The sequence below is a fragment of the Longicatena caecimuris genome, from assembly GCF_018406465.1.
GTDB classification, from domain to species: domain Bacteria; phylum Bacillota_I; class Bacilli_A; order Erysipelotrichales; family Erysipelotrichaceae; genus Longicatena; species Longicatena caecimuris.
Map to the genome: position 1 here is coordinate 1010231 of NZ_AP024510.1, position 17560 is coordinate 1027790.

At 37.9% G+C, this 17560-nt stretch carries 15 protein-coding genes; 10 read left to right on the forward strand and 5 right to left on the reverse strand.

Features of this window, described 5'->3' with window-relative positions; genetic code table 11:
* Positions 1 to 3: 3 nt before the first annotated feature.
* The 5 genes from KJS44_RS04650 (at position 4) to KJS44_RS04670 (ending at position 4422) form a co-directional block, all read left to right on the forward strand.
* Entirely contained in the window at positions 4 to 2127 is a 2124-nt protein-coding gene (locus KJS44_RS04650; protein WP_008689258.1) for an MSCRAMM family protein, read from the forward strand.
* 4 nt (positions 2128 to 2131) lie between these two features.
* On the forward strand, positions 2132 to 2569 hold the full coding sequence (locus tag KJS44_RS04655) for a hypothetical protein (RefSeq protein WP_008689256.1): 438 nt from the start codon (positions 2132 to 2134) through the stop codon (positions 2567 to 2569).
* A gap of 236 nt (positions 2570 to 2805) precedes the next feature.
* Positions 2806 to 3675, forward strand: coding sequence for a hypothetical protein (locus tag KJS44_RS04660; protein ID WP_244976559.1), 870 nt, complete (start codon positions 2806 to 2808; stop codon positions 3673 to 3675).
* Positions 3676 to 3714: 39 nt separating this feature from the next.
* On the forward strand, positions 3715 to 4200 hold the full coding sequence (locus tag KJS44_RS04665; protein ID WP_008689252.1) for an FIVAR domain-containing protein: 486 nt from the start codon (positions 3715 to 3717) through the stop codon (positions 4198 to 4200).
* Positions 4201 to 4224: 24 nt separating this feature from the next.
* Positions 4225 to 4422, forward strand: coding sequence for a hypothetical protein (locus KJS44_RS04670; protein WP_017144609.1), 198 nt, complete (start codon positions 4225 to 4227; stop codon positions 4420 to 4422).
* 81 nt (positions 4423 to 4503) lie between these two features.
* Here KJS44_RS04670 and KJS44_RS04675 read toward each other — a convergent pair whose 3' ends face one another.
* Entirely contained in the window at positions 4504 to 5232 is a 729-nt protein-coding gene (locus KJS44_RS04675) for a TrmH family RNA methyltransferase (protein ID WP_008689251.1), read from the reverse strand.
* 116 nt (positions 5233 to 5348) lie between these two features.
* Here KJS44_RS04675 and nadE point away from each other — a divergent pair, with 116 nt between their 5' ends.
* Both nadE and KJS44_RS04685 read left to right on the forward strand, forming a co-directional pair.
* Positions 5349 to 7001, forward strand: coding sequence for an NAD(+) synthase (gene nadE / locus KJS44_RS04680; protein ID WP_008689250.1), 1653 nt, complete (start codon positions 5349 to 5351; stop codon positions 6999 to 7001).
* Between the two features lie 65 nt (positions 7002 to 7066).
* Positions 7067 to 8278 (forward strand): AI-2E family transporter, encoded by a 1212-nt coding sequence (locus KJS44_RS04685; RefSeq protein ID WP_008689249.1) that lies wholly within the window; start codon positions 7067 to 7069, stop codon positions 8276 to 8278.
* Between the two features lie 31 nt (positions 8279 to 8309).
* Here the strand turns inward: KJS44_RS04685 and KJS44_RS04690 are convergent, their stop codons facing one another.
* From KJS44_RS04690 to KJS44_RS04700, 3 genes are all read right to left on the reverse strand, one after another.
* Positions 8310 to 9230, reverse strand: a complete 921-nt coding sequence (locus KJS44_RS04690) for a damage-control phosphatase ARMT1 family protein (protein ID WP_008689248.1) — start codon at positions 9228 to 9230, stop codon at positions 8310 to 8312.
* A 14-nt stretch (positions 9231 to 9244) separates the two neighbouring features.
* The gene (locus KJS44_RS04695) at positions 9245 to 9676 is read right to left on the reverse strand and encodes a GNAT family N-acetyltransferase (protein ID WP_008689247.1); all 432 of its coding nucleotides are present in this window, start codon (positions 9674 to 9676) and stop codon (positions 9245 to 9247) included.
* A 165-nt stretch (positions 9677 to 9841) separates the two neighbouring features.
* On the reverse strand, positions 9842 to 11518 hold the full coding sequence (locus KJS44_RS04700; RefSeq protein ID WP_008689246.1) for a Na/Pi cotransporter family protein: 1677 nt from the start codon (positions 11516 to 11518) through the stop codon (positions 9842 to 9844).
* Positions 11519 to 12064: 546 nt separating this feature from the next.
* Between KJS44_RS04700 and KJS44_RS04705 the strand changes: the two genes are divergently transcribed.
* Positions 12065 to 12430 (forward strand): sporulation initiation factor Spo0A C-terminal domain-containing protein, encoded by a 366-nt coding sequence (locus tag KJS44_RS04705; RefSeq protein WP_008689245.1) that lies wholly within the window; start codon positions 12065 to 12067, stop codon positions 12428 to 12430.
* Between the two features lie 322 nt (positions 12431 to 12752).
* Here the strand turns inward: KJS44_RS04705 and KJS44_RS04710 are convergent, their stop codons facing one another.
* Positions 12753 to 14843: a glutamine synthetase III family protein gene (locus KJS44_RS04710; RefSeq protein ID WP_008689244.1), complete on the reverse strand. Its 2091-nt coding sequence runs from the start codon at positions 14841 to 14843 to the stop codon at positions 12753 to 12755.
* A gap of 415 nt (positions 14844 to 15258) precedes the next feature.
* On the opposite strand from KJS44_RS04710, the gene rbr reads away from it, so the two are divergent.
* Positions 15259 to 15795, forward strand: a complete 537-nt coding sequence (rbr, locus tag KJS44_RS04715) for a rubrerythrin (RefSeq protein ID WP_008689243.1) — start codon at positions 15259 to 15261, stop codon at positions 15793 to 15795.
* A gap of 350 nt (positions 15796 to 16145) precedes the next feature.
* Complete coding sequence (locus tag KJS44_RS04720) at positions 16146 to 17558, forward strand: TrkH family potassium uptake protein (protein ID WP_226896750.1); 1413 nt, start codon at positions 16146 to 16148, stop codon at positions 17556 to 17558.
* The last annotated feature ends 2 nt before the right edge of the window (positions 17559 to 17560 follow it).

Genomic DNA, 17560 nt, shown 5'->3' on the forward strand with positions numbered 1-17560 from the left:
ATTATGAAATATATAAAACGAATCAGTGTACTATTGCTTGCTGCTTTCTGTATGGTCGCAGGTATGCAAGCTATACAGGCAGAGGAAACGACGAGAGTGACCTTTACCAATGAAGAGAATAAGACTCCTGACCTCTTTATCACCAAGCATGTGGAAAGTGCTGATGAGCGCTATGAGGTACCAAAGGATGTAGCTTTCAAGTTCGTATTGAAGCTAAATGAAAAGCTTGCCAATAAGGAACAATACCGTGTGTTTAATGAAAACGGAGATGAGGTATACAATCATCAGGATGGTACGATATCTTCGGAAACAACCAATAAGATACCTTTCATGACCGATCGTAATGGAAACTTTACCTTATATGGTGGATATACTGCAAAATTTGAATATGTTGGTAATGGGGTGTCCTATGAGATCTTGGAGCTGCCGCAAGAAAACTTTCAACAGGTTTCTCCGGCAGCGGGGACCTCTGCCATCGGTACGATCAAACCAGATGGTGCCAGAGTTGAATTTGTGAATCTGTATATGCCATATGTTGAGCAGAAGACAACGGATCTGATCGTGACAAAGCATATCTCCTTTCCACAAGGTTATGTATATGATGGAGAAGATAGCTTTCACTTTACCTTGAAGCTGGAAGGAAATGCATATGCAAATGAAAGCTATACGATCAAGGATAGCGATACTGGCGAAGAAGTAAAAGAAGCAAGGACCGATGAAAATGGCAGATTTACCTTAAAAGGCGGACAGAGTGCTGTCTTTAAGGAAGTCAAGGCAGATGTGGACTATGAGGTCGTTGAGGAAAACGCAGAAGCTTGGCGAGTATTGGGTGATGTAAAACAAAGCGGAGCGACACAGGCACCGGTAACAGCAGTACAATATACGAATGCGATCGCTTCCTTTGGGGTCAATAAGACATTGAGCGATAAGAGCACATCAGAAGAAACGTTTACGTTCTTGTTGATGGATCATATGAAGAAGGCATGGAGCAATGCAAAGTATGTACTGTATGATAGTGTAAGTGGGAAACGTGTAGATGATGTAACCTATGCAACAGATGAGAATGGACATTTCACCTTGAAAGCGAATGAGACCGCCATGTTCTTAGGCATAGCACCCGGGACCCTGTATGATGTACAGGAAATAGTAAAACCGGGCTATATCCAAAAGACACCGGTAAGCAATGAAGGCTATGAGAACAAGGTCGTAGGCGATAATGTAGAGATATTGCCGTTCGTCAATGAAAAGATGAAGGAAGAAGGAATCTTATCAGTAACGAAGCTGATCGAGAATAAGACGGATGAGATACCCATGGATGATATCAAGTTTACTTTTGTATTGAGCAGAAAGAATGGGGACGTTTATGAAGCTGTCAAGAATGCGAACTATGTCATAGCACTCGGTGATTCCGAAAGCACCTATAAGACGAATGAAGCAGGTGAATTTCAGATAAAAGGAAATCAGACCGCACTATTCCGAGAGCTGAAACAAAAAGAAACGTATAAGGTAGAAGAGAAACAGACGAATGTGGAATATACCATCAAGACAGAGGCCCAGGAAGAAGTATTAGAAAAGAACATCCAATTCGTATATACGAATGAGTATACACCGAAAGCGATCGATCTATATCTGAAGAAGGCAAATCGCGAAAAGGAAGGAATAGCAGGAGCGAAGTTTACGTTGTATAGGGATAAAGAACTGACGAATGCGATCGCAAGCTATGAGAGCGAAACAGAAGAGAAGTGCATGCTTGAAAATGTGCGGGCAGGAACCTACTATCTGAAAGAGACACAATCACCAAAAGGCTATCGACTCTTGGAAGGGGTCATCAAGATCGAGATCACAAGAGAAGAAGGAACAGGGAAGCTGATGGTGAAGATAAATGAGAAGGAGTATGGCCAAAGCGAAGGGAATGAGCAGATCCAGATCGAGACGAAGAAGGTAGGAGAGAATGACGAGCTGCATATGGTAGTATACAATGATAAGAATTTTTGGATACCGATCACCGGAGGAACAGGAATCTATGTACTGATAGGGATCGCGATGATAGGATGTATAGGAGCTCTTGTGGCATTGCGAAAGAAAGTGAAGATGGAGCATTGTTCAGAAAGTATAAAGAGGGCATGAAAGCATGATGAAGATGTATGTGATCGAGACATCAAAGATGCAGGAGATATGCCAACAAAAGACAGGGATAGCAGAGCAGCAACTATGCTTAAAGTTATTCTCTGAGGTACATGGTCAGATCCAAATGAAAGAACACGATTTCCAAAGCATATGGAAGATCATAACGCAAGATCATCCAAGAAGATATATAAGTAAAAAGGTACATGATCAGAAGAAACAGGGTTATTATTTATGTATAGAGGATACGAAGACCTTGATCGAATTGCGTAAGCGATTAACAAAGATCGAAATGGAAGAGGTATTAGAAAAGCTACGAAAAGAAGATCGTCATGTTTATCGTAATGATTATCTATATTATTTGGATGCGATGAAACGAGCAATGCTAGAAGGTATACAAGCTGCAATAAAAGAAGATTATGGTCTTGTCTTTTATTATGATTAAGGCGATAAGGATGTACGTGTAAAATGTTGTAATATGAAAGAAACCCCATGCGGTTTTTTTCATGTGTCCTCTAGTAAAAACGAAAGAATCTTAAATATTTCTCCTATATCATAATATTTTACCATTTATAAAAAATATAATGAAAATGGAAAGGAATAGAATATGGAAATACTTTAACAAAGGCTATAAAAGGTTTAGAACCAATCAAAACTGATACGAGTGCTTTAAGAACATTAATTGCGGCAGTAGAACAGCTTGCAGAAACAGACTATACAGCAAACAGCTATAAAGTGGTTGCTGAAAAATTACAAGAAGCAAAAGCAGTACTAGAAAAAACAAACCCAAGTACTGAAGAAGTGAAAAAGGCAGAGCTTGCATTACAAAATGCCCAGAAAGCGTTAGTTGTAAGAGCTAGCAAGGAAAGTGTAGATGTATTAAAGCGACTTGTTGAAGATGGTAAGAAAATGAAAGATGCTTATACTGAGGAAGCCTTTAAGGATGTGCAGACAGCGTTAGATTTGGCACAAGGTTTATTGACAGATCCATCAAATATGGCGGAAGTAACTACAAAAGAAGTCGTGCTATCCTTATCTACAGCTATCGATGCATTGCATAAGCTTACCCTTCAAGAAGCGAAAGAACAGCTTGCCGAAATGATTACGTATGCAGATACACTGTTAAAAGCAAATACTATTGAACAAATGACTGCAGAAAGCGTACAGGCATTACAAACGGCACTGAAACAGGCGAAGGAAGTAATAGCAAACGAAAAAGCATCACTTGAACAAATTAAGACGACACATACAATTCTTGTGAATGCAGTAAAAGGATTAAAACCACAAGAGTCAGTGACGCCTGATACAACGGCACTACAAACACTTATTAAAGAAGTGAAAAAGGTAACAGCTGATCTTTATACGGTGCAAAGCTATGAAGCACTAAGCAAGAAATTGCAAGATGCAAAAGCGATATTGGAAAAAACAAATCCAAGTGCAGATGAAGTAAGCAAAGCAGAACTTGAATTACAAAGTGCCCCAAATGCATTCGTCGTTAGAGCAAGCAAGGAAAGTGTAAAGATATTAAAAACACTTGTTGAAGAAGATTAGAAGTTAAAAGATTCTTATATAAAAGATGAGTTCAAAGACGTGCAAACGGCTTTAACATTGGCAGAAAGTTTATTAAAAGATCCATCTAATATGAGTGATAAGGAAACCAAAGAAGTTGTGTTATCTTTATCTACAACCATTCAAGCGTTAAAGGATTTGACACTTCAAGAGGCAAAGAAGCAGCTGCTGGAAATGATACAATATGCAGATGTATTGTTAACGGGTGAAGATATTAAGCAAATGACACCTAAGAGTGTTAAGGCGCTACAAACTACTTTGAAACAGGCAAAGAAAGTTTATAAGGACGAAAAAGCAACGCTTGAAGATATAAAAGCAATGCATAACACCTTGGTTACGGCAATGAAAAAGCTAGAAGTAAGGCTGGATACGACAGAATTAGATCATGAAATAAGCATTGACGAAGATATGCTTAACCATATTGATCGATATGAACCTTCTTCGGTTGCAAAACTTAAAGATGCTTTACAACAGGCAAAAGATGTGAAAAAAACTGCTAAGAATTAGCAGGAACTGGATGAAGCATTATGATTGCTAAAAGAAGAAAGACAAAAAGCTATACGATTAAAAGACAAAGATACAAATGTAAGTGATATAGACAAAACTGAGTCAAAGGATACAGTCGATGTTCCTACAGGTGATATCAGTGCAACAGGTGTATTTGCAGACTTGCTGATCATTGCTGGTGGAGCTATTATTACCTTATTGAAAAGAAAAAAGCGCGTATAGTTGTATGCGATAAGAAAAGCCAGCGGGCATTCTGATAAGAGTGCCTCTGGCTTTTTCATTCTATTCGTTATGGATGGTTAATTAGTTTTCTTTTTGACGTACGACTTCAAAGGCAAAAATGGCAGTAGAGGCCGCTGCCGTCATGGCATTGCGAAAATCACTGCGATAAGGTATATAAAGATTTTGATCACTGTGAGCCATAACAACTTTACTTAAGCCACGCATTTCGCCTCCGATAGCAAGACAGATGCGTTCGGGAAAGGTGTAGGAATAAAGCGAGATTGCATCTTTGCGCTGCGCACAAAGAAGCATGATATCTTTTTGATGAAGATAGGTTAAGGTATCTTCCATATCATCTGCGATAATGATATTAATATATTCACTTGCTCCGGCACTTGCTCTGGTAACGACATCGGCTGCCGTTGTCCAATTACGCAAAGGTACAAGAACACCATCACAGCCTGCGGCATATAAGGTTCGTAAAACATAGCCAAAATTAAAGGGATCTTCTACGCCTTCTACCAATGCCAGAAATACCTGCTTTTTATTAACAAGCTCTTCTAAATTTTGATACTTGCGTTGCCCACAATAGGCGATAATACCTCCATGCGTCTTTCCTGTAGCAAGAGCATCAATTTCTTCTCGTTTCATATAGGTGATATCTACTTGAGCTTCTTTTGCTTTATGCAAAATAAAAGCAGTATCCTTATCCTTCTTTTTGGCATCTACCAAAATCTTATGAACCTTGCGTTTCTTACCTAATAAAACTGCTTTTACACTGATATTTCCTTCGACAATACAGGTTTCCATAAACTTCCTCATTTCTTTTAACCATTATAATATAATTCTTTCAAATTACAAGGACTTTTCTTTTCTTCATGCGTCAAAAATGGTACACTAATACCAGTATGAACAGGAGGATGACTATGAAAGCAGCACTTGTGACGATGAATGTAAAAGCAGGACAATGCGCTGAAAATGTGCAATATATGAAACAGCAGATCAAGCGAGCAAAGGAAGATGGAGCTGATTTGATTGTATTTCCTCAAAATGCTGTCAGCGGTTATTTGTTAGGCGATGTCTGGTTAGATGAGGATTTTTGTCGGTATGCGGACAGTTTTAACGATGAATTGATTCGTGAAAGTGAGGATATTGCGATTGTTTGGGGGAATATCCGTTATCGTAATCGTCGACGATTTAATGCGGCTTTTTTTGCTTATCAGAAAAAGACGCATATGCGCGTGAAACAAAATGAGCTTTTGCCTTATATACAGGATGCCTTATATTTTGAAGAAAATCCGATAAATAGTGCGATAGAATATAAAGAGGATATGGTATTTGCGCTGAATTTTGGTGATGAGATTCAACTTGCGGATATGAATATCAATCTGGATGCGCGCCCTTATGATATGCAGAAGGCATATCATCCCCATGGAAATGTCATTTATGTCAATGCCTGTGGGATGCAAAATATGGATCACAGCGTCATGCTGATGGAAGGTGGAAGCTGTGTGCTTCGGAATGGAAAATGTCTTTATCAAGCGCCTTATTTTCAAGAAGATTATGCCTTGGTTGATCTTGCATCGCAGAAAGAAGATAAAGCAAAACCACGCTCTTTGTTAGCGGCATTAACCATGGGTATTCAACAATTTGATGCACAGGTTTTTGCAGGAAAGCTTCCTTGGATCGTTGGAATGAGCGGTGGTTTGGATTCCAGTGTCACAGCAGCATTGCTTGTTTATGCTTTAGGCAAACAACGTGTTTATGGTTATAATCTGGCTACCCGCCATAATCGCGATATTACGAAATCAAATGCCCGACAAGAAGCACAAGCTTTAGGGATTGCTTATCGCGAAGGGGCTATAGAAGCACTTGTTGAAGCGACAGAAACAACTTTACTGCAGGAATATGGTTACGATGTGAAACAATATCCTATCTTGGTAAAAGAAAATTTGCAGGCCAGAGCAAGAGGTTATTTATTAAATAGCTTTGCCGGTATGTTGGGAGGCGTTGTTGTGAATAATGCCAATAAGGTAGAAGTAGCGTTAGGATATTGTACTTTATATGGTGATAGCATCGGTGCATTATCTTTGATTGGAGATCTTACCAAGGTACAGTTGTTTGCCTTATCAAAAGAATTAAATGACGTATTCGCGAAAGAAGTTGTGCCACATGCGCTATTACCTGATGTGCAAGGAGATGCTATCACTTGGGAAATGCCTCCTAGTGCAGAATTAAAGGAAGATCAATTAGATCCTATGAAATGGTTCTATCATGATTATCTGGTGGAACATTTAGGAAAAGATATGAGTGTATCACAATACTTAAAACGCTATGAGGATAGGACGCTGGATGAGGAAGTTTGGCGATGGATCTGTTATTATGGACTAGACGATCCGAAAGCGTTTATTGAAGATTTAGAATGGTTTTTAACAACGAAAGAGCGCAATGCTTTTAAAGGATTGCAATTGCCTCCGGCTATTTGTGTCCATCATGATAATTTTACCAATCGTAAGCTGTCACAAATGCATAAAGATCAAAACTTGCTTGCTGCATTTAAACAGAAATATGGCGGCTAATCTTTCAAAAATTTAAGATTTCTTCACAAAGTTCTATGCTAAAATAAAAGGGATGGAGGGACTGTATGAAAATTAAAATAACACAAGAAATGCGTAAAAAGATGTGGATGGCCATTATTGTCATTGCGGCAGGTATTACCATTTTTTTCGCTTTCGATAAGTTTTCACTTTTATGGAACGGCATAAAAAGTATTTGTTCTTTAACAACACCTTTTATTCTGGGATTTGCAATTGCTTTTTTGTTAAATAAACCGATGGAATTTATAGAGCATAAGTTATTAGGAAAATTACCTCTGAAAAAAGAGCATCGGCGCAATATTGCGGCAATCCTGGCTGTCTTATTAGGTATTATCATTGTTGGGGCTTTCTTGGCAATGCTGATTCCGCAATTGATGGAGAGTATCTTATCTTTAGTAAAGGCTTTTCCTGGCTATATGGAAGATACACAGGATTTTATTAATGAATTTATTGAAGAAAATGGAATTGCGGCAGAGGAAATCACAAAGATGCTGTCACAAAATAATCTGCTGACCAGAATGACCGAGTTTGTCACGGATGCAGTACCGAAAATGTTAAAGTATACATATCAATTTGGTTCGACCTTATTGGACATCGTGTTAGGCATTATGTCTGGTTTGTATATGCTGATTGATAAGGAACGTTTAATGGGATATGCAAAACGTATTAATTATGCCTTATTCCCCATAGAAATAGCGGAATATTTGCATCGTATGACACTTGCCAGCGGGGATATTTTTAATAACTTCATCGTAGGAAAGGCAATTGATTCTTTGATTATCGGCATCTTGTGTTATATCGGTTCATTGATCTTTCAGTTCCCATACGCTTTATTATTGTCTGTATTCGTTGGTGTTACAAATATGATACCGGTATTCGGTCCATTCATTGGAGCTGTGCCGGGCATCGTGATCCTTTTTATCATTCATCCGATCACAGCTTTATATTTCGCTTTATTCATCTTCGTATTACAACAATTTGATGGCAATATTTTAGGACCTTTGATCTTAGGTGATAAACTTGGTTTACCAAGTATTGGAATCTTATTCTCGGTATGTGTAGGGGGAGGTTTATTTGGAATCATCGGTATGTTTATCGGAGTTCCTTGCTTTGCTGTTATCTATGCTGCCGTTCGCGAATTTGTGAATTATCGTTTAAAACAAAAAAAACTGTCTTTGGAACAACTAAGCTTTCAGGCCCAAAAGGAGGCTAAACAAAAAGAAGAGGAATTTGAAGAAATTATTCGTGATGATGAATAAAGAATACTTAAAAAGAACAGTCGCATAATGATCAAATAGATCTTGTCGGCTGTTCTTCTCTTTTGGCTTGTTGTGATGAAGTAGGTAAATCCTCATGGAATAATACGCCTTTATATTTAGGTAAAGAAAAGCGTTCTGCGAATAAATCACATTTACATAGTAACAAGTAATAGACAGGCAATCCATTGCCACATAAGGTTTCAAAATTAGCTTGTCCTTTAGCAAGGATGATATCTGCATCTTGAATGGCCTGAAAGGCTTGCTGACTGATATGATGAATATCCGTACCTGCCATGGCGATACCATTATCAATCACATGACAGATACTTTGTAGATGGACATCCTGCGCATCTCTCATCGTGGCATCGTTAAGGACTTCACCTCCGCGAACCATCGCGGTAATGCTTAGGTGAGGATAGTGAAATTGCAATTGTTCGATGAGTAATTTATCAAGCAGAATCTCACCACAATTATCACAAATATATAAAAGGCGCTGTGCTTTTGCTAAATCTTGTTTTAGTGCGGTATATTTCTGGGTATCCAGCAAATCTTCATCGGCCTTTGCTAATAGAGCTAAAAAGAAATTCGCATCAACTTCATCCAAAGCACCAAAGTCAATATAATTGCCAACTCTTGCCAATTGGATGGCATATGCAAGTGCATCTTCTTTGCACTGTATCTGTTTGCGGATATCCGCTTCCTTCGCACACATCATATCATTGTAATGCTTTTTGATGGCGGCATAGGGCAATACAGCATGTGGAAAGGTTTTAGCATATAAAGCATCAATTTGATTAGACAGCCAGGGCATGGTTTCTTCATCCTTGCTGTTTCCTAAGATATGCAAAACTTCTTTCATATAAGAAAGCTTCTTTTTTTCATCGCTTTCTTTTCGTATTTTTTCATCCTGTTTTTTAATTAAACAAGCAATACAGCGGGCATTCATTTCCATGCTCATCAACTCCTTTATAATTGTTTTGTAAATGTATATCCCTTTTTCTTATAGCCTTTTTGTTCATAAAAGGCATGTGCTTGCTGTCTGCATAAACCACTGCTGATGGCGATATCACTAGCCGCATGTGCTTTGGCACACGTTTGCGCATAGGCTAAAAGGCTACTTCCGATACCGGTATGCTGCTTGTCCTCGCGTACAGCCAGGGCAATTAATCTTGCGTATTGTCCTTTGGTTACATATGCATAAAGATATGCCAATCCTGCAAAGCCAAACACTTCACCATCTTTTTCAAAGACGATACTTTGATACTGATCGTTTTTTTCCATGGCTTTCAACTGGAACAAGACATCTTCTTCATTCATTGACCCATAACCCAATTCCTTCTGAATAAGCTGCGTAATGGCTTTTAGATCATTGGAAATATTAATAAAACGACATGGCATATGCATACCTCCTTAGTTCTATTATAAAGCTTTTAGAAAAAATAACCAAGGTTTGCTTTCCTTTGCTGCTTCAAATTGTATGAGACAGCAACAGTGCGTGTTATCGTTTTTTTGTAAGCTTCGCATGACGCTTAACCCAAATAAAAAAGGACGTAATGTCCTTTCTTAAGACGCTGGATTTAAGGCAGCAATACCACTTTCAAATAATTCATCACTCAATGTGAAGTTACAGCGCTTGCATTCTTGGATGATGTTCATGATATGATCGCTAACACGTTCGATATCCGTCATGATTTCAGAATAGATGACACAATCTTTCGCATTGATTTTCTCTTCATATAAACGTTCGATTTGTTTTTGACGATAATTTGCGGTTAACTCATCAATACGATCTTCAATACGTTCAATCTTTTCGTAACAATCATTTTGTGAATCTAAACGATAGGTAAACAAAAGAGCAAAGCTTTTTTCTAACAGTTCTTCAAGTTGTTTTATTTCATCCTTGATCCATTCACTGCTGCTTAGTTTATATTCGCTGCCATCTATGGCATATTGAATGATATTAATGGCATGATCGCCGATACGTTCAATGTCAGCAAAGCATTTATATAAAGCATTACAGGTGGTAGAATCGCTTTCGTTCATTTTTAAGGAACTGACCTTTGACATGTAGTTGGTGATTTCATAATTAATGAAATCTATGCGTTTTTCTCGTTTGTTGATTTTATCAAGTTTAAATGGTTCTCCATATAAAGCCTGCATACTTTCCTGCAAATTGGTTTCTGTCAGCTTTAACATGGCTAAGGCTTCTTTACGTAAGGAAGAAATCGCGATAGGGACACTACCGATGTTGTCTTCATCGATAAAAGTCAATGGAATGTTGTAGCCGGCATCTTCTATTTCCTCTGGTTTTATCGGCAGAATGAGTTGAGCCAGTTTTGCGAGCTTATTACCAAATGGCAACAATAATAAGGTGGTAACAATATTAAATGCGGTATGCGTATTGGCTATTTGAGCAGCTGGATTGGTAGTAATGGTTTCCATCCAACTTACAAACGGCACAAGATGAACAAAGATCAAAAAGACGATTGTTCCGATGATATTAAAGGATAAATGAATGATTGTGGTACGTTTGGCATTGCGGTTTGCGCCAAGAGATGCCAATACAGCGGTAATACAGGTACCGATATTTTGTCCAAAGATAATATAAATTGCTGAGCTTAAAGGTATCAGTCCACTGATTGCCAATGCTTGTAGGATACCAACTGATGCGCTGGAGCTTTGGATCAAGGCAGTAAAACCGGCACCTAACAGAATTGCTAAGACAGGATTGGAAATCGTTGTCATGGCATGAATGAACGCTTCGGATTGTTGTAAAGGAACCATTGCATTTTTCATCATATCCATACCGATAAAAAGAATCCCAAGTCCTGCCAGTATTTCCCCAAAAGCATTGACCTTTTTGTTTTTCATAAACGTAACCATCACAACACCGAGTATTGCCACCAAAGGGGCAATCTTACTGGCGTCTAAAGCAATTAATTGTCCGGTAATCGTCGTACCGATGTTGGCACCCATAATAATCCAGACAGCCTGATTTAATGTCATTAACTGTGAGTTCACAAAGCCGACAACCATAACTGTAGTTGCAGAAGAACTTTGAATGATGGCTGTAATGACAGCGCCAACGATAACGCCTAAGAAAGGGTTACTGGTGAGCTTTTCAAGTATTGCTTTCATGCGATCACCGGCAGCTTGTTCTAAACCGGCACTCATCATATGCATTCCATAAAGGAATAAAGCTAAACCGCCTAATAAGGCGAGTAAATTGTTAAAAGTCATGGAATTTTAACCTCCTGTTTACATCCAGTAAAAGTATAATGGACTTTTTAAGTTCCTACAATATAAGTATTGTTAAGAGTCTGTTAATTTTTCACAGGAAAATAAAAAAAAGCAAGAGAAGGTTTGTTTGCTGGTTGTTTAACAGGATGATAATCATATGATGATTAAAAAAATCAGCTATTGGTGAATTTTTGAATGATATTTGTAATCTAAAGCATATAAAAAAAGTAAATGGCTTCCTATTTTATCGATAAGATGGAAAATGTGCAAATTTTATAAGGAACAGCTTGTTCGGCAGTCAATTTGGATATCTTTTTTATGCATTTTTACTTATGAATCGCTTTTATTGTGTTCTTATTCGAATATTGCTCCATTTCCTTTTTTTATTCTATATCTGAAATGAAAAAAAGGTTGTTTTTTCATAATGAATTCTTATCAGCATTTTTCCCAAAAAAATAAAAATCGCTACAAATCGACTTTATTTATCTGCTCAGAATAATTAAAGTTAAAGCGGTCTTTGCCTTTCAACAAAGGGGGATTTATAGGATGGTCATAAAAACAAAGAAGATATTAATCAAAAAAGTTACCGATATTTTACATGATATTGGTATGCCTGCTCATATCAAGGGCTTTTATTATGTAAGAGATGCCATTATTCTAGTGTATCAAGATATCACAAGATTAAACCATATCATCAATGATGTATACGCACTCGTCGCAAAGCGTCATCATACATCGATTCAAAGTGTGGAGCGTACGATTCGTGTTGCCATTGAAATCACATGGTTGCGCGGTGATATGGATGAGATTATGTGCATCTTTCATAATACGGTTGACGGCCGTAAAGCACGTCCAACAAACAAGGAGTTCATAGCTCTTATCGTGGACTACTTGAACATCGAGCATATGTAGAACAACGAGGCAAAGACCAATAGCAGTATATCGAAATGGTGTACTGCTTTTTTTCGTAATTGTTTTCGGCATTACACCTTAGAATGGAAACGATTGTTCTGCACGTAATTTACATGAATTGCTAGAAGGAGTATGAATTTATTATAAATAATTTCTGATGTTTTACAAGGTTTTTGGAAAGGATCCTGATTTATGATAGTAGACTTCAAAGTTTCTTTCAATCTATGAAAGTTTGCGAATGAAAAGGAAAAAGAAAAGGAAACCCAGATAGACGTCGTCCTTCTGACTTTCCTTAACATTCTTTCAATTCTGAGGAAATGTTCTACATTGCCATGAACATATCGTCGTAAGTAGGGAATGGATAATGTTCACGGGATATTGATTCTTCAATATTGTCAATGACCGTTCGTAAAGCATCCATGGCAGGTAATACGACAGTATCCAGATATTTTGCTTTTGCACGGTTTTCCGGATGCTGTTCGCGATTTTCCATTTTTTCCTTTAATTCGTGATAATGTTCATCAAAATCATGCAATAATTGTAACAGGTGTTTGATCTTTCGCTGATAATAAGCATTTTCTATTCCTAGTGAATTCTGGGCATCACTATAAAATTTGATTTCTTTTACTAAAGCCGGCAGAATTTCTTTTTTAGAAATATTCAACAAGGTCAATACTTCTGCTTTCACTGATTTGCGGTATTCTTCTGTTAAAATATCGACACGGGCTTGTAATTCCAATTCATTATATACTTTGTTTCTTTCAAACATAGCAATGGCTTTCTCATCAATCAATGCTTGAATGGAATCAATATAATGTGCAATGTTTGGCAATCCTCGTTTATCAGCTTCTTTCAGCCATTCTTCGCTGTAACCATCTCCGCTAAATAAGATACGGTGATGCTTTTGTAAAATGTTGCGGCAGATGGTTAAGGATTTCTTGCGGATATCATCAATATATTTATAATTTTGCAATTCATCGGCTATCCGACTTAAAGAATCTGCGACAATGGTATTGAGAATGATGTTTGTCGTGGATGCGCTGCGGCTGCTGCCAACCATGCGGAATTCAAATTTATTGCCGGTGAAGGCAAATGGTGAAGTACGGTTACGATCACTGGTATCCTTTGGCACATAGGATAAATTGGCAATTGCATAAGGTTGTGTTTCTACTTCGTTCTTTAATTCATGTTCACCCTTGCGCAGCTTTTCTAAGATGATTTCTAATTCATCTCCCATACAGATGGATATAACTGCCGGAGGGGCTTCATCGGCACCTAAGCGATAATCATTGCCGTAGCAGCTAGCTGCCATACGTAATAATTCCGGATACGTATCAACAGCTTCAATAATGGCGCATACAAAGAGCAAAAAGCGAATATTTTCATGTGGGCGATCGCCGGGTTCTAACAGGTTTTGTCCATCATCAGTGACCAAAGACCAGTTATTGTGCTTACCGCTGCCATTCACACCTTGAAATGGTTTTTCATGCAACAGGCAGGCAAAGCCATGGCGATCAGCCTGTTTCTTTAAGACATCCATGATAATCAGATTCTGATCAATGGCGACATTGACATCAATAAATAAAGGGGCAATTTCAAATTGACATGGAGCTACTTCATTGTGCTCGGTTTTTGCATAGATTCCCAGTTTCCATAACTCTTTATCTACATCACTCATGAACGCCTGTACGCGCTCAGGAATCGAGCCAAAATAATGACCGCGGATATCCATACTTTTGGGCGGCATGGAGCCAAACAAGGTGCGTCCGGTATGCATAAGATCCATACGCTTTTGATATTGCTGTTTATCAATCAAAAAGTATTCCTGTTCTAAGCCAACCATGGCATTGACCCGTTTAATATCTTTATCTTTAAACAGATTAACGATGCGGGTAGCCTGTTTACTGATGGCTTCCGCACTCTTTAATAAGGGAGCTTTTTTATCTAAGGTTTCCCCATTATAAGATACAAAGATCGTCGGAATGCACAATACGTTATCTCTGATAAACGCAGGAGAGGTGCAGTCCCAATAGGTATAGCCGCGTGCCTCAAAGGTTGCCCGCAAGCCACCGCTTGGAAAACTAGAAGCATCACCTTCCCCTTTAATCAACGATTTTCCTGAGAAACGTGAAATGGGTTGATTATGATCTCCTGGTTCAATAAAGGAATCGTGTTTTTCTGCTGTTGAACCAGTCAAAGGCTGAAACCAATGTGTAAAATGGGTACAGCCTTTTTCCATGGCCCAGGTTTTCATCGCATGGGCAATCGCATCGGCTGTATTGCGATCTAAAGCATCTTCTTTGCGGGTAGCTGTTTTCCATTTTGTATAGATGGGATGAGGCAGACATTCCTTCATCACGCTTTCACTAAATAAATTGATACCGAAATCATCAAAAGGGTGTTTTTCTGTCATAGTTTGATCCTCCTATGTATTGATTTTACTTTATTTTTTTAAATATGTATAGTAGATTCAAAAAAATTAAGAAAATTCTCATTAATTTTCTAAAATAATGGTTCCTATTCAAAAAATAATCGCTGATTATATGAAAAAAATAAGATAAAAGGGGATATTAAGAAGATTTTCTAAAATAAACTGTATAGCCTTTTTTTATAAGTATCGCGAAATGCTATAGAAATGCTAGAAATATCGTTGCAGAGGAAGGAAGAAATATAACAAATAGTTAAAAAATTTCATAAAAAAGATGAAAAATCAAAAAAAACAGAGTACAATAAGAATAGAAACTGATGATGCGAAACCAAAGGTATAAGTGTGAAGGTGTTTTCATATACATGGTTGTATCCATCATCAAGAAAAGGAGGATCTACCAATGAACTTAAAAGGAACAAAGACGGAAAAAAACCTGAATGAAGCATTTGCCGGAGAATCCATGGCACGAAACAAATATACGTATTATGCTTCTAAGGCTAAGAAAGACGGCTATGTACAGATTGCCAATATTTTTGAACAGACGGCAAACAATGAAAAAGAACATGCGAAATTATGGTTTAAATTATTGCATGATGGTATGCCTGATACTGTGACGAATCTGAAAGATGCCGCTGCCGGTGAAAACTATGAGTGGACAGATATGTATGCTCGTATGGCAAAAGAAGCTCGTGAAGAAGGTTTCGATGATATCGCAGATACAATGGAAGGTGTTTTGGCAATTGAAAAAACACATGAACAACGTTATACGGCATTATTGAATAACATCGAAGATGGTACCGTTTTTGAAAAGAGTGAAGAAACGGTTTGGGAATGCTTAAACTGCGGTCATTTGCATACTGGTAAAACAGCACCAGAAGTATGCCCGGTTTGTAATCATCCACGCTCTTATTTTGAGGTACGTAACGAGAACTATTAGGAAATTTATCGAGGATATCCAGGCGGTATCCTCTTTTTTCTATCTGGTGTTTCCCTGTTTTTGGCAATATTTAGAAAAAACTCCTGTTATGAAACAGAGTGTGCTAAAATCATAGTAGCAATTTTTTTAAATATATATAAGGTAGTGTAGGATAAGGAACAGTACTTTCTATATGTTTAAGAGAAGTTTTTAAGCACATTTCCTTAAACCATAAACGATTTCTTATAAAAATTGTTTATGCAAGTGTTGTAAAAAATGTGGAAATGTGTAAAATGAATATGATACATCTTAAGCAAGAACATAAGAAATTCAAGCTAATTTCTAAGATAGATATTTAACGAAGGGAAAAGGTGTCAGAACAAGCTATGACGAACTTCATACATTCGCTGCTCAACTTTAAAAAAATGTCTCCTGCGCAAAAGATTGCCGCAAGTTTTTTATTGGTCATTCTTTGCGGGGCGTTATTGTTGACGTTGCCGATATCGACAAAAAATGGAAGCTTTTTTCATCCGCTGGATGCATTATTCACCGCAACCAGTGCAACTTGTGTTACAGGACTTTCCACGGTGACCGTTGCGGATACGTTTAATACATTTGGACAAATCGTTATTCTGCTTTTGATTCAGATCGGTGGTTTGGGATTGATGACCTTTATGGCTGTTTTCGTCTTGATTATTCGCAATCGTTTATCCATGAATGAAAAAATCGTCATGCGGGAAATGCTGAATCAGGATCATGTGGTCAATATGAAAAAATTCCTGCAAGATATTTTATATTATACCTTGTTTTTTGAATCTGTGGGGGCGATCTTGATTGCCTTTCGCATGATTCCACGTTTTGGTTTACTCGATGGCGGTTTTAAAGCCGTGTTTCTTTCTGTTTCGGCTTTCTGTAATGCCGGTTTTGACACCTTAGGATCAGTTAGTTTGCAACAGTATGTCCATGATCCGCTCATGTGTTTCACCATTATGGGACTTATCGTACTTGGCGGTATTGGTTTTGCCGTATGGTTTGATATCCGTGATAAGATCAAGCCTTTAGTAAAAAGACAAATTAGCTTTGAAAAGTTTAAACACTCTTTATCATTGCATACGAAAATTGTTATTTCGGTCAGTCTGACGCTGATCTTAGTGCCGGGATTGCTTATTTTACTGTTAGAATTTACTAATCCTCATACGCTTGGTGATTTCAATATCTTTGAAAAGACAATGACAGCGATGTTTGAATCCATCGCATTGCGTACAGCCGGTTTTACAACGATTCATTATGGTGGTTTACGACCTGCAACCGATCTTTTGATGATGGTCGTCATGTTCATTGGTGGTTCTCCCGGAGGTACCGCCGGTGGTATTAAAACGACGACGATTGCTGTTATCGTTATTTATATGTTAAGTGCCTTAAAGGGTCGTGAAAAGACGGTTGTCTTACGCAGAACGATTGGCAACAGTATTGTTATACGTGCGATGGGTATTTTCTTTATTAATCTGGTAACGCTGTTAACAGGTATCTTCTTATTAAATATTGTGGAAGGAAAACCTTTTATCTCACTCGCTTTTGAAGCGGTGAGCGCTATGGCGACCGTTGGTTCATCTTTAGGCATTACGGCTACTTTAGGAGTAGGTGGAAAACTGATCATCATTTTATTGATGTATGTGGGAAGAATTGGTATTTCGACACTGATCTTGTCACTTACCAGACCAAAACCTGGCCTTGATAAAAGTACAAAGGTTTCCTATCCTAATGGAAATATCATTGTTGGTTAAAA